Source organism: Mycobacterium sp. ENV421 (assembly GCF_002887815.1).
In the GTDB taxonomy this organism is placed as follows: domain Bacteria; phylum Actinomycetota; class Actinomycetes; order Mycobacteriales; family Mycobacteriaceae; genus Mycobacterium.
This window is the reverse complement of record NZ_PDHO01000005.1, coordinates 233,090-245,977: the sequence shown is the minus strand read 5'-3', so window position 1 is coordinate 245,977 and position 12,888 is coordinate 233,090. Positions and strand designations below refer to the sequence as shown.

Genomic DNA, 12,888 nt, shown 5'->3' with positions numbered 1-12,888 from the left:
GTGGTTTACCAGCCGCGTTCGGCGAGCCGGTGCGGCTGTGCGATGTCCTCCACGTTGATGCCGACCATCGCCTCACCCAGCCCGCGCGACACCTTGGCCAACACGTCGGGATCGTCGTAGAAGGTGGTGGCCTTGACGATGGCCGCCGCCCGCGCGGCGGGGTCGCCGGACTTGAAGATGCCCGAGCCCACGAACACGCCCTCGGCGCCGAGCTGCATCATCATCGCCGCGTCCGCGGGAGTGGCGATGCCGCCTGCGGTGAACAGCGTGACCGGCAACTTGCCCGCTCGCGCCACCTCGGCCACCAGCTCGTAGGGCGCCTGCAATTCCTTTGCCGCGACGAACAATTCGTCCTCTGACAGCGAAGTCAGTCGACGGATCTCGCCGCCGATCTTGCGCATGTGCGTCGTGGCGTTGGAGACGTCACCGGTGCCGGCCTCACCCTTGGAGCGAATCATCGCCGCACCCTCGGTGAGCCGGCGCAGCGCCTCGCCCAGATTGGTGGCACCGCACACGAACGGCACGGTGAACTTCCACTTGTCAATGTGGTTGGCGTAGTCGGCCGGGGTCAGTACCTCGGACTCGTCGACGTAGTCCACGCCGAGGCTCTGCAGGATCTGCGCCTCCACGAAGTGCCCGATGCGCGCCTTGGCCATCACCGGAATCGTGACCGCGGAGATGATGCCCTCGATCATGTCGGGGTCGCTCATCCGCGACACCCCGCCCTGAGCGCGGATGTCGGCGGGCACGCGCTCCAGTGCCATGACCGCCACGGCGCCTGCGCCCTCGGCGATGCGGGCCTGCTCGGGTGTGACGACGTCCATGATGACGCCGCCCTTGAGCATCTCCGCCATGCCGCGCTTGACCCGAGCGGTACCCGTCTGCGCGCTGGCCGAGCCGTTGGATCCAGCCGCGTTGGCTCCGGTTTCCACTGTCAGTCCCTTCGTTTGATACGGATCCAGTCTAAAGGGCGATTCCAAACTGAATTTTTCGCACCTCAGTGGATCGGGTGCAACTCTCTGTGCGGACCACCACGGCCGTCTGCCAGCGAGTTTGCCTCCTCCAGCAGTTCCCCGAGCTGCAGCGGATACACCCGCTGCCCACTCGCGGCCAGCTGATCGATCGTGCTGGAGTCACACCATCTGTGGCCGTGAATGTACCGCAGCTCCAGCGGGGTCCGCCCCGCCGCGGTCGGTTCGAAGCGGACGGTGCGGTGCACGAAGTAGAACTCCTGGCTGGCGATGACGGTGCCGTTGAAATCGATGAGCGACTCCCGCCGCCACACCGGCCCCACCATCGCGTCCGGGTCGACGCGCAGCCCGGTCTCCTCGAGGATCTCCCGGACCGCGGCATCAACCAGCCGTTCGCCGGGCAGTGCCTGCCCGCCGACGGTGAACCACCACCGAGGCGCCTCCCCGCCGGTGAAGGCCGGGTCGGATCCGCAGAACAACAGCACCGCACCCTGATCGTCGAGCAGGACCACGCGTGCCGAGGTGCGGCGATCCACCTGACCGGCACCATCCGGGGTGGCTTCGGGAACTCGCTCGGCGATCTCGAAGTACGTCGGCAGCGGTGCGGTACCGGCCAGCCGCAACCACCGGACCGGACGCCGTTCGCGCAACGCCAGGGTGTCGCGCACGGCGTCGTTGTGGAATCGGCGGGCCAGCAGAACCCGGGCTTCCGCGTCGGCGAGTTCGGCGACCAGCGACGCCGGCATCGACGTCGGATCGACCATCGCCAACGCGGCCGACAGCTCGTTCTCGGCGGCTTCGCGACCGCTTCGAGGGGCCCGCTCGGCGGCATCGGCCAGCGCCGCGAGCCGCTTGCCTTCGGGTCGTCCGCGATAGGTGTCGGCGGCCACCGCGCGGGCCACCACCGCGCGCCGGGCCAGCGCCCCGTCGAGCGCCTGCCAGGACAGGTCGTAGCGGATGTGGAGGCGGTCCAGCCGGCTGGCGGTCTGCAGGGCCAGCATGGCGCTGACCACCAGCACGATGATCAGGATCCCGGTCAGCGACCAGTACAGCGGGGCAGGCACTTAGCTCAACCCCCGGGTCGCTTCGCTCCGGCCCGCCGAACCCGCCACCGTGACTTTGATCCCGGCCCCCGCGACCGTCTCGTAGACCCGCATGATCTGGTCGGCCACCACCGGCCAGTCGTAGCGGCGCACCGCAACGTCGGCGGCTTTCACGTACCGCGCGCACAGACCTTCGTCGTCGAGCAGCTCGATCAGCGCGTCGGCCATGGCAGCGGCGTCGTCGACGGGAACCAGCCGGCCGGCCTTGCCGTCGAGCAGCACCCGACGGAACGCGTCGAGGTCGCTGGCCACCACCGGAGTGCCTGCGGCCATCGCCTCGACCAGCACGATGCCGAAGCTCTCACCGCCGGTGTGCGGCGCACAGTAGACGTCGGCGCTGCGCAGTGCGGCCGCTTTCTCGGCGTCGTCGACCTGACCGAGGAACCGCAGGTGGCCGGCCAGCTCCCCGCACTCCTCCCGCAGCTTGTCCTCGTCACCTCGCCCGACGATCAAGATCTCGACATCGGCGAACCGCTCGACCAACCGGGGCAGCGCCCCGACCAGGACCGCCATCCCCTTACGCGGTTCGTCGAACCGCCCCAGGAACAGCACCGTCTTGCCGGGACGCGGGTAGCCGTCCAGACGCGGTGCCGACGCCAGGGCGGCCACGTCGACGCCGTTCGGAATCTCGACGGCGTCGGAACCCAGCGCTTCCATCTGCCAGCGCCGCGCCAGGTCGGACACCGCGATCCGGCCGACGATCTTCTCGTGATACGGCCGCAGGATTCCCTGAAACACGCTGAGTGTCAACGACTTTGTGGTTGAGGTGTGAAAGGTGGCGACGATCGGGCCTTCGGCCGCCTGCAGTGCCAGCATCGACAAGCTGGGTGCGTTGGGCTCGTGCAGGTGCAGTACGTCGAAGTCACCGCCGATGAGCCACTTCTTGACCTTGCGATGGGTGGCCGGCCCGAACCTCAGCCGGGCCACCGACCCGTTGTAGGGAATCGGGACCGCCTTGCCGCCGGAGACGACGTATTCGGGCAGCTCGACATGCGGGGACGACGGGGCGAGCACGCTGACCTCGTGTCCGCGCCCGCGCATCACCTCGGCCAGCTGCAGAATGTGCGACTGCACCCCACCGGGCACGTCGAACGAGTACGGGCAGACCATCCCGATCCGCATCAGCTCGGGCCTTCTCCAGCCCGCCGATCCTCCCTCAGCCGGGCCTGCCGCTCATCGGACAGGTCGGCCAGCCACTGCGGCTGCATCATGTGCCAGTCCTCGGGGTGCGCGGCGATATTGGTGCCGAACCGGTCGGCCAGCGCTTGAGTGATCACGCCGACGTCGCCGCTGGAGCAGTCCAGTTCGGGGTAGAAGTCGACGGCCCAGCCGTCGTCGGTGAACCAGGAGTGCACCGGCAGCAGGGCCGCGCCGGTTTCCACCGCAAGTTTGGCCGAGCCGGCCGGCATCCGGGTGGCCTCCCCCAACAGATCGACCGGCACGCCCGAGCGGCTCAGGTCACGTTCGGCCATCAGGCACACCACGCGGTTGTCATTGAGCCGTTCGACGAGGACCTCGTAAGCGGGTCGTTCGCCGCCGGTCAGCGGCAACACCTCGAAACCGAGACTCTCCCGGTAGTCGAGGAAGCGCTTGTAGAGCGACTCGGGCTTGAGACGCTCGGCGACCGTGGTGAAGGTGCCGTTGGCCTGGACCAGCCAGACCCCGGCCATATCCCAGTTGCCGCTGTGCGGCAGCGCGAGCACGGCGCCCCGCCCGGCGGCCAGGGCCGCCTCCAGGTGCTGCTTGCCCGTCACCGCCTTGTCGATCTGGGCGCCCAGCGCTTTGTGATCCATCGTCGGCAACCGGAATGCCTCCCGCCAGTATCGGGCGTAGGACGCCAGCGAAGCACGAACCAGCGAGTCCGGCACCTCGGCGGGGGTGGCGCCGATGACCCGGGCCAGATTCTTGCGCAGCTGCTCGGGGCCGCCGCCTTGGGCCGCATACCAAGCCCCGGCGTCGAAAGCGTTGCGCGCCAGGAATTCCGGCATCGCACGCACCACCCGCCACCCCGCGGCGTAGCCGAGGTCGCTGAGCAGGTCGGTGCGCGGCAGACGATTGCGTCCGGCCGTCCAGAGTTGCCCCGGAGTGCTGATCACGGCTCGGTGCCCTCGGCGTCGTCGCCGATCGGCTGCGGGGCGGCCGGCGCGATCTTGTCCATGGCGCCCGGGCTGGAACGCACCGAGTGCACCCGCTGGCCGACCGTCACCAGGCTGGTCACCGCCAGCAGCCACATCGCGATGGGCAACACCACCGGCATCGGGAAGAACGGCAGGTCGGAGAAACCGGCACCGACCAGCACGATGATCAGCCGTTCCGGACGCTCGATCAGACCGCCGCCACCCTCGAGACCGCTGGCCTCCGCGCGGGCCTTGACGTAGGAGATCACCTGGGAGGTCACCAGGCAGATCATCGTGGCCACCGCCAGCGACGAGCTGTGCATGCTGAAGGCCACCCACCACAGCAGCCCGCAGAAGATCGCGCCGTCGCTGATCCGGTCACAGGTGGCATCGAGGACCGCGCCGAAGCGGGTACCGCCGCCGCGCTGGCGCGCCATCGCGCCGTCGAGCATGTCGGCCAGAACGAAGACGAACACGGCCACCGAGCCCCACCAGAGCTGCCCGATCGGGAACATGATGAGCGCGGCCAGAACCGAACCAGCGGTGCCGATGATCGTCACCATGTCGGGGGTCAGCCCGATCTTGAGCGCGGCCTTCGCCACCGGCGTGCTGAGCTTGGCGTACGCCGCCCGCGTCATCAGGTAGAAGTCGCTCACGGCTGCGCCGACCACTCGTCGGCCAGCAGCTTGCGGGTGTCGCGCAGCAGCTGCGGGATCACCTTTGTCTCACCGACGACGGTGATGAAATTGGCGTCGCCGGCCCAGCGGGGCACCACATGCATGTGCAAGTGCTCGGCCAGCGAACCCCCGGCGGACCTGCCGAGGTTGAGCCCGACGTTGAAGCCGTCCGGGCTCGACACCGACTTGATGACGCGAATCGCCTTCTGGGTGAACGCCATCAGCTCAGCGCTCTCACCAATGGACAAATCCTCCAGTTCCGACACCCGCCGGTACGGCACCACCATCAGATGGCCCGGGTTGTACGGGTAGAGATTGAGCACGACGTAGACCTGTTCGCCGCGGGCCACCACCAGACCGTCCTCGTCGGGCAGGGTGGGTATCAAGCTGAACGGCTCGGAGGATCCAGCAGATCCCGCCGATCCGGCGGATCCCTTTTCGGCCTTGTTCGCGGGCACGTCGAGGATGTAGTTCATCCGGTGCGGTGTCCACAGCCGCTGCAGGCGGTCGGGCTCACCCGCGCCTCGGTCGATGAACGCCTCTGCGTTGTCAGCCACCGTCGACCTTCACCAGTTCGGCTGTGGGGGCGGCATTCTCGCGATCGGCGATCCACTTCACAATCGTCTCGACCGCCTGCCCGCGCGGCACTCCGTTGATCTGGGTGCGGTCTCCGAACCGGAAGCTCACCGCGCCTGCCTCGACGTCGCGGTCGCCCGCAAGCAGCATGAACGGCACCTTCTGGTTGGTGTGGTTGACGATCTTCTTGGCCATCCGATCGTCGCTGGAATCGACGGCGACCCGCACCCCACGCGATTTGAGCTCAGCGGCAACATCTTCCAGATACGGCAGGTGCGCGTCGGCCACCGGTATGCCGACCACCTGCACCGGCGCCAGCCACACCGGGAAGGCACCGGCGTAGTGCTCGGTGAGCACCCCGAAGAACCGCTCGATCGAACCGAACAGTGCGCGGTGGATCAGCACCGGCCGCTGCCGGGAGCCGTCGGCTGCGGTGTACTCCAGCTCGAAACGGTCCGGCATGTTGAAGTCGAGCTGGATGGTCGACATCTGCCAGCTGCGGCCCAGCGCATCCTTGACCTGGACGGAGATCTTCGGCCCGTAGAACGCGGCGCCACCGGGGTCGGGCACCAGCTGCAGACCGGATTCCTCGGCGACCTGACGCAGGGTCTCGGTGGCCTCGTCCCACATCTCGTCGGAGCCGACGGACTTGTCCGGGTTCCGGGTGGACAGCTCCAGATAGAAGTCGTCGAGGCCGTAGTCGGCGAGCAGGTCGAGCACGAACCGCAGCAGCGATGCCAGCTCGTCGCGCATCTGCTCGCGGGTGGTGTAGATGTGGGCGTCGTCCTGGGTCATGCCGCGCACCCGGGTCAACCCGTGCACCACGCCGGACTTCTCGTAGCGGTACACCGAGCCGAATTCGAAGAGCCGCAACGGAAGTTCCCGATACGACCGCCCCCGCGACCGGTAGATCAGGTGGTGCATCGGGCAGTTCATCGGCTTGAGGTAGTAATCCTGCCCCGGCTTGCGCAGCGTGCCGTCCTCGGCGAACTCGGCGTCGATGTGCATCGGGGGGAACATGCCGTCGGCGTACCACTCCAGGTGGCCGGACGTGATGTAGAGCTGTTCTTTGGTGATATGCGGGGTGTTGACGAACTCGTAGCCGGCCTGCTCGTGCTTGCGACGCGAATAGTCTTCGAGCTCACGTCGGATGATGCCGCCCTTGGGGTGGAAAACCGGTAGGCCGGAGCCCAATTCGTCGGGGAAGCTGAACAGGTCCAGCTCGACGCCGAGCTTGCGGTGGTCGCGGCGCTGCGCCTCCTCGATCAGCTCGAGGTGGCGGTCCAGCGCCTCCTGCGATTCCCACGCCGTGCCGTAGATGCGCTGCAGGCTGGCGTTGTTCTGGTCGCCGCGCCAGTAGGCCGCCGAGCTTCGGGTGAGCTTGAACGCGGGAATGTACCTGGTGGTCGGAATGTGCGGACCGCGGCACAGATCACCCCAAACCCGTTCACGCGTGCGGGGATTGAGGTTGTCGTAGGCAGTCAGCTCGTCGCCGCCGACCTCCATGATGTCGGCGTCACCCGACTTATCGTCAACCAGTTCGAGCTTGTAAGGCTCGTTTGCGAGTTCGGCGCGGGCTTGGTCCTTGGACTCGTACACCCGCCGCGAGAACAACTGACCGTCCTTGACGATCTTGGCCATCCGCTTCTCGAGCTTCGCCAAGTCCTCGGGAGTGAACGCCTCGGGCACGTCGAAGTCGTAGTAGAAACCGTCCGTGATCGGCGGGCCGATGCCGAGTTTGGCCTGCGGGAAGAGTTCCTGCACGGCCTGGGCCAGGACGTGGGCGGCCGAGTGCCGGATCACGCTGCGGCCGTCCTCAGTGTCGGCGGCCACCGGGATGACGTCGGCGTCGGCGTCCGGCGTCCAGCTCAGGTCACGCAGCTTGTCCTCGGCGTCACGCACCACGACGATCGCGCCGGGTTCGCCGCGGCTCGGCAGTCCCGCCTCGCGCACCGCAGCGCCCGCGGTGGTCCCGGCAGGCACCCGGATCGGTGCTGCTGGGGCGGGGTGTGCGGGGGCGGTCATTGCGGGCCTCTTTCGGCGTAGTGGGGCTCGATCCGATTCTCGCCGGGGGCGGCAGGAATCGCCGACCATGCTATCGGGGTGCTGGTCAGGCACCGAGGCCGATGGGGCTGTCCAAGGCCGGATGGTCGATGCCGAGCAGTCCCGCCGACCAGCCCACCGCGCCCAACAGCCACAGCGTGGCCACCACGACCGCGGCGGTGAACACCGCGCCCAGCGCCTGCACCCACCTGCCCTGCCTGCGGAACCATGCCATGACACTGTCGTAGCGGTCCCGGGTGAACGACAGGGTGCGATGCGCCCAATAGAACTCGCTGGCCAAGATCGCGAGCCCGACGAACACGATCGCCCAGCCGGGGCCCGGGTAGGGAATGGCGACGATCCCGACGGCAAGAACGGCGAGCCCGACGACGCCGACGACCGCCCGATAGACGAAGTCGGCGACCCGGCGGTGCCGCAGCCGCTCCCGCCGCTGCTTCCAGTGGTGCAGAAATCGCTTCACGGTTGACCCGGTTTCAGCAGTACGAACAGCCCTTCGCCGTCGGCCAGCAGGTCGTCACCGTCGGACAGCCGGATGTCGACGAAGATCTTGCGGCCCTCGGTGCGCACCACACCGGCCTCGACCTGGAGTTCCGTTTCGATGGGCACGATCTTGCGGTAGTTGACGTGCAGGTAGGCGGTGCGCTGATACGGACCGCCGGTCAGCACGAACGACGTCTTGCCGAGCACCGAGTCGAAGAGGTGGGCGATCAGGCCGCCGTGCACGGCCCCGTTGCGGCCCAGGTGGTAGCGCCGGAACCGGGCCCAGCCGCGCAGCCGCCCGTCCTCACCGATCTCCGTCTCGTTGGGAATCGACAGGATGTTGCCCCGCATCGGCAGGTCGGTACGCCGGCCCGATGGCGTGGTCCATTCGTCGGCGTCGTACGGCTCCAGCAGGGCCGACGCCCGCTCGAGGAGGTCGGCGACTTCGGTGATCACATCGTCGGGCGCGTCGACGGCGCGGGCATGGTCCTGCAGATCACGCACCGCATCGATGAACCGGCCGTAATCGGGACCGCCCCTGCCCGTCGGCACCGGCGGGTTGAATCCGCCACCGGGATGGAGCGCCGCCGTCATGTCCTCTACCACCTGGTTACCGTATGCCGCCGGATGCGGGCTGCTCACGTCGAGAGTACGTAAGCGGTGGCAGGCTGTAGCGGTGAAGCTCAGCGACCTGGCCGACCGTCCGTTGACCTACGCCGAGGTGGGCGCGACGGCGGCGGGTTTGCCGGCGGGGTACCACCATGTGCGGTTGTCGTCGCGCATCGGCAGTGGGCGGGCGCGCTTCGAGCGCGCGGCGGACTCGGTGATGCGCTACGGGATGCTGCGCGGTGCCGGTCTGCGAGTCACCGCCACCACGGAGGTGGCCGAGGTGGGCACCGATGTGCTCGGCCGGCTCGGACCGTTCGTCGCACCGTGTCGGGTGGTGTACGTGCTCGACGAGCCCAATCGCCGTGGCTTCGCCTACGGCAGTCTGCCCGGTCACGCGGTCTCGGGCGAGGAGATGTTCGGCGTGCGCTTCGAGCCCAGCGATGAATCGGTCCACGCCGAGGTGGTGGCCTTCTCCACGCCGGCAACCTGGTGGAGTCAGATCGGGGCGCCGGTCGCGTCCCTGGTTCAGCGGGTGATCACTCGGCGCTACCTGTCGGTGGTGTAGGCGCGGCCCGCTGCGCCGCGACGTCGACTTGGTAGGACAGGATCGCCAAGCCGAACAGGCCGATGGACAGGGTGATCAGAGCGGCGAATCCTTCGGTCGCGAAGTGCACCAGCGCGCTGAGGAGAGTGAACACCAGAGCGCCGGTACGGAGCAGCCGCAGCGGCCACAACTTCGTCGTGCGCGGTAGCGCGATCATCGCGGGCAGCGCCATCGCCAGGGTCAGCGCGGCGCCGATCATCAGGATGATGGTGGCCGGGGTCTTGCCGGCCAGATGAATCGAGACATGACTGTCTTGATAGAAGTAGCCGCCCAACACGATGCCCAGCGCGTGGAAGAGCAGGCCGAGCACCGCACCGGCCACCAACAGCCAGCCCACCCAGGGCACCCACTTCGGGCTTCGAAATACGTTGGGAATCAATCGTTCCGCCCACCGCCGCGCCCGATAGCCGCGGTCGGTGGCGTGCGCAGCCGAGACCAACAGCGCGCGGACGTGCTCGATCTCGTCGGTCGACGCTCCCCTGGCTCGGGCGTATTCGACGAGTCGCAAACCGATCTCGCGGCGGTGGTCCGGCAGGCCACGGGCCACCCCGTCGGCGGCGATCGCCGCCGAGGACGCCAGGCATTCACGCGCACTGAGTGGCCGAATGGCCCGCACCAGGCGGGCGCCGGCCAGGATCAGGCAGACCAGGATGTACATGATCTCGGCGGCCGGCCCGTAGAAGTAGTCGTTGTTCTTGGTGACGAATTTGCCTACCTCATCGAGGAACAAGCCGAAGCCGATCCCGCCCAGCACCACGGTCAGCGACCGCGGGCCCGAGCCCAGGACCATCCACCCGATCAGCAGGGCGAGCATCATCAGTGCACCGCCCCACAGCGCGTGCGCGATGTGCAGGTCGCCGCCGCCGACCTGCGGGTAGCCGGTGAGCTGAAGATAGAGCCGGGTCAGCAGGATCGTCGCGATCGCGATGATGACAAAAGCCTCGGCCGACGTCAGACCGGTGGCGTTACGCGTGATCGGTCCGCGCCGAACGCGGGTCTGCTCGGTCATCGCATCTCCTTTGCGCCGATGTTGCACCAACCATCGTGGCGGGTATGGCATCTGTCATGTCGGTCGACCGAGGATTCCCCGTTGCGGACGCCGCTGCCCGTATTGCCGACATCACCCGGCGCCTGTACGAACGGCGAAGCCTCGATGGCGGTGTCGCCGCCGAACTCGTGGAGCATGCCGCCGCGGAATTGCCCGGTGCGGAGTACGCGAACATCACTGTGACGGCGGATCAATTCGAGATCGACACCCCCGCGGCGACGACTCAGGCCGCGGTCCGCATCGACGACATTCAACGCCGCACCGGAGAGGGGCCGTGCCTGTCAACCGCGTGGGAGCACCGAGTGGTCCACGTCGAGGATCTTTCTCGGGAGACGCGCTGGCCGGCCTTTTGCGCCGAGGCGCTAGAGACCACAGCGGTGCGCAGCATCATGGGTTTTCAGCTGTTCATGACGGGCACGTCGATAGGCGCGCTGAACGTCTTCGCCGATCGCCCGCATGCGTTCGACGACCACACCCGCCACCTCGGGTCGCTGTTCGCGGCGCACTCGGCGCTGGTGTGGGACGCGGGCCATCGCGAGTCACAGTTTCAGAAGGCGTTGGCCAGCCGCGACATCATCGGGCAGGCCAAGGGAATGATCATGGAGCGCTACAGCACGGACGCCAACCAGGCGTTCGAGATGCTGCGGCAGCTGTCGCACGACACGAACGTGCCGTTGGCCGAAGTCGCGGCCAAGATCGTCGATGCGGCACAAGCACATCCGCGCTGACCGGTATCAGTCGTGCAGCGTTCGCGGCAGCCCGAATCGCGGCATCACATCGTTGTCGAATCGGGTCAGCCCGCAGATCCGCTCGCCGGCCAGATCGAGGACCAACAGACCGGCGGCGTGACGAGTGGGGTCGACGCCCGTTCTGAGGTAGGCCCCGAAGGCCGGCTGACCGTTGGCGCGGGTAGCCACCAGCGTGTAGGTCCGCTCGCGGAGGACTTTGGCGTAGAAGCCCGCGACGGCGTCGAGGCCGTGATACTCCAACGGGATCGGCGGCATGGACACCCGTACGTCGGCGGTCAACAGACGCACCAATGCCTCAACGTCACCGGTTTGGTAGGCGTGCACGAAGTCCGCGACCAGCGCCTGCTCCGCCGACGAATTCGGTTCGGGCGGTTCGGCATCCCGGCCGCTCCTGCCGACCGTCTCGCGCGCCCGCTTCAGTGCGCTGTTCACCGATGCGACTGTGGCGCCGAGCATCTCGGACACCTCGGCGGTACGGAAACCCAGCACATCGCGCAGGATGAGCACGGCGCGCTGACGCGCCGGGAGCATCTGCAACGCGGTCACGAACGCCAGCGAAATGGCTTCCTGCTGCTCGTATGCGGCCTCCGGTCCGAGGGCAGACACATCCGCGACGTCCAGTAGATGATCGGGGATGGGCTCCAGCCAGACGATGTCGCCGTAGTGCGTCGGCTCGGGCAGGCCATTCTCAGCGATGCCGATCTCCACAGCCTCCCGCTTTCGCCGTCCCGAACGCAACACGCCCAGACACTGATTGGTGGCGATGCGGTACAGCCACGTGCGTACCGATGCCCGCTCCTCGAATCCGTCCAGCGCCCGCCAGGCCGCCAGCATCGTGTTCTGGACCATGTCTTCGGCGTCGTGCAGCGAGCCGAGCATCCGATAACAGTGCACCTCGAGTTCGCGACGGTGCGGTTCGGTCAGCGCGCGGAACGCGTCGCTGTCGCCTGCCCGCGCCTTGTCGATCAGATTGGCTGTCATGCCATGTCACCGCTTCACCTCGCACGTATCGGCCGCGCTGCGCGACGCCCACCTGTACTGACGTTCGGCGGGCGCAAAAGTGATCGCGAACTCACCGCTCACTTAGGACGGGGCCGCGCATCTATCTCTTCGACAGGTTGTTTGTTGCCAAGGAGGAACTATGCCCATCGCGGATAAAACGGTGCTCGTGACCGGTGCCAATCGGGGAATCGGTCGGGCACTGGTGCACGAAGCGCTGCGCAGAGACGCCAGGTGCGTCTACGCCGCCACACGTCGACCGTTCGCCGACTCGGACGACCGGATCCGGTCGGTGACGATGGATGTCACCGACCGGGAGCAGATTCGACGCGCCACCGAGCAGGTGGGCTCGTTGGACATCCTGATCAACAATGCCGGCGTCGCCGACTACGACGATTTGTCCGATCGAGTCGTGATCGAACGTCACCTCGCCGTCAACTTCTTCGGCACCTACGACGTCGTTGCGGCGTTCCTGCCGAAGCTCCTCGAATCACGCGGCACCATCGTGAACAACTCGTCGCTGAACGCGCTTGCGCCGCTACCGCTGATCCCGGCGTACTCCATCTCCAAAGCCGCCACATTCAATCTCACCCAGTCGCTGCGGGCGCTACTCGCTCCCCGAGGAGTTCGCGTCCACGCGATTCTCACCGGTCCGGTCGACACCGATATGAGTCGCGGGGTCGATATCCCCAAGGCCACACCGGAATTCGTTGCGGCGGCGGTCTTTGACGCAATCGAGAGTGGCCACGACGACATCTTTCCCGACCCCATGGCGCAGTCACTCGAGCAGCGGTGGCGAGATGGAGCCGCCAAAGCACTCGAGAACCAATACGCCGCGCTCCTCGGCACACCGGCCACGTAGCAGGCGAACCACCAAACGAAAGGGAGTGA

At 67.4% G+C, this 12,888-nt stretch carries 14 protein-coding genes; 3 read left to right on the top strand and 11 right to left on the bottom strand.

The genetic code is table 11. The annotated features are described in order from the left end of the window. Positions 1 to 5: 5 nt before the first annotated feature. From pdxS to CRM90_RS09330, 9 genes are all read right to left on the bottom strand, one after another. A complete protein-coding gene (gene pdxS / locus CRM90_RS09370; RefSeq protein ID WP_102806703.1) occupies positions 6 to 932 on the bottom strand; it encodes a pyridoxal 5'-phosphate synthase lyase subunit PdxS in 927 nt (308 codons plus the stop codon). A 65-nt stretch (positions 933 to 997) separates the two neighbouring features. After that, positions 998 to 1,972 (bottom strand): NUDIX hydrolase, encoded by a 975-nt coding sequence (locus tag CRM90_RS09365; protein ID WP_199189838.1) that lies wholly within the window; start codon positions 1,970 to 1,972, stop codon positions 998 to 1,000. A gap of 63 nt (positions 1,973 to 2,035) precedes the next feature. Next, on the bottom strand, positions 2,036 to 3,196 hold the full coding sequence (locus tag CRM90_RS09360; RefSeq protein WP_102806701.1) for a glycosyltransferase family 4 protein: 1,161 nt from the start codon (positions 3,194 to 3,196) through the stop codon (positions 2,036 to 2,038). After that, positions 3,196 to 4,125, bottom strand: a complete 930-nt coding sequence (locus CRM90_RS09355) for a phosphatidylinositol mannoside acyltransferase (RefSeq protein WP_102806773.1) — start codon at positions 4,123 to 4,125, stop codon at positions 3,196 to 3,198. Before CRM90_RS09355 ends, CRM90_RS09360 begins: the two co-directional genes overlap by 1 nt. A gap of 41 nt (positions 4,126 to 4,166) precedes the next feature. Beyond that, the gene (gene pgsA, locus CRM90_RS09350) at positions 4,167 to 4,847 is read right to left on the bottom strand and encodes a phosphatidylinositol phosphate synthase (RefSeq protein ID WP_102806774.1); all 681 of its coding nucleotides are present in this window, start codon (positions 4,845 to 4,847) and stop codon (positions 4,167 to 4,169) included. Continuing rightward, complete coding sequence (locus CRM90_RS09345; RefSeq protein WP_233209239.1) at positions 4,844 to 5,425, bottom strand: ATP adenylyltransferase; 582 nt, start codon at positions 5,423 to 5,425, stop codon at positions 4,844 to 4,846. Before CRM90_RS09345 ends, pgsA begins: the two co-directional genes overlap by 4 nt. Beyond that, positions 5,418 to 7,469, bottom strand: a complete 2,052-nt coding sequence (gene thrS, locus CRM90_RS09340; protein WP_102806700.1) for a threonine--tRNA ligase — start codon at positions 7,467 to 7,469, stop codon at positions 5,418 to 5,420. The genes CRM90_RS09345 and thrS overlap by 8 nt, the downstream gene beginning before the upstream one ends. Before the next feature lie 85 nt (positions 7,470 to 7,554). Further along, positions 7,555 to 7,968, bottom strand: coding sequence for a TIGR02611 family protein (locus CRM90_RS09335; RefSeq protein ID WP_102806699.1), 414 nt, complete (start codon positions 7,966 to 7,968; stop codon positions 7,555 to 7,557). Further along, positions 7,965 to 8,582, bottom strand: coding sequence for a PaaI family thioesterase (locus CRM90_RS09330; protein ID WP_102806771.1), 618 nt, complete (start codon positions 8,580 to 8,582; stop codon positions 7,965 to 7,967). The genes CRM90_RS09335 and CRM90_RS09330 overlap by 4 nt, the downstream gene beginning before the upstream one ends. Positions 8,583 to 8,664: 82 nt before the next feature. On the opposite strand from CRM90_RS09330, the gene CRM90_RS09325 reads away from it, so the two are divergent. Further along, positions 8,665 to 9,162: a DUF1990 domain-containing protein gene (locus tag CRM90_RS09325; protein ID WP_102806698.1), complete on the top strand. Its 498-nt coding sequence runs from the start codon at positions 8,665 to 8,667 to the stop codon at positions 9,160 to 9,162. Here the strand turns inward: CRM90_RS09325 and CRM90_RS09320 are convergent. Further along, complete coding sequence (locus tag CRM90_RS09320) at positions 9,134 to 10,210, bottom strand: hypothetical protein (protein WP_102806697.1); 1,077 nt, start codon at positions 10,208 to 10,210, stop codon at positions 9,134 to 9,136. The genes CRM90_RS09325 and CRM90_RS09320 overlap by 29 nt on opposite strands. A 44-nt stretch (positions 10,211 to 10,254) precedes the next feature. On the opposite strand from CRM90_RS09320, the gene CRM90_RS09315 reads away from it, so the two are divergent. Then, complete coding sequence (locus tag CRM90_RS09315; protein WP_233209238.1) at positions 10,255 to 10,977, top strand: GAF and ANTAR domain-containing protein; 723 nt, start codon at positions 10,255 to 10,257, stop codon at positions 10,975 to 10,977. A 6-nt stretch (positions 10,978 to 10,983) separates the two neighbouring features. On the opposite strand, the gene CRM90_RS09310 is transcribed toward CRM90_RS09315, so the two are convergent. Next, positions 10,984 to 11,979, bottom strand: coding sequence for a sigma-70 family RNA polymerase sigma factor (locus CRM90_RS09310; RefSeq protein WP_102806696.1), 996 nt, complete (start codon positions 11,977 to 11,979; stop codon positions 10,984 to 10,986). A gap of 160 nt (positions 11,980 to 12,139) precedes the next feature. Here CRM90_RS09310 and CRM90_RS09305 point away from each other — a divergent pair, with 160 nt between their 5' ends. After that, complete coding sequence (locus CRM90_RS09305; RefSeq protein WP_102806695.1) at positions 12,140 to 12,859, top strand: SDR family NAD(P)-dependent oxidoreductase; 720 nt, start codon at positions 12,140 to 12,142, stop codon at positions 12,857 to 12,859. The last annotated feature ends 29 nt before the right edge of the window (positions 12,860 to 12,888 follow it).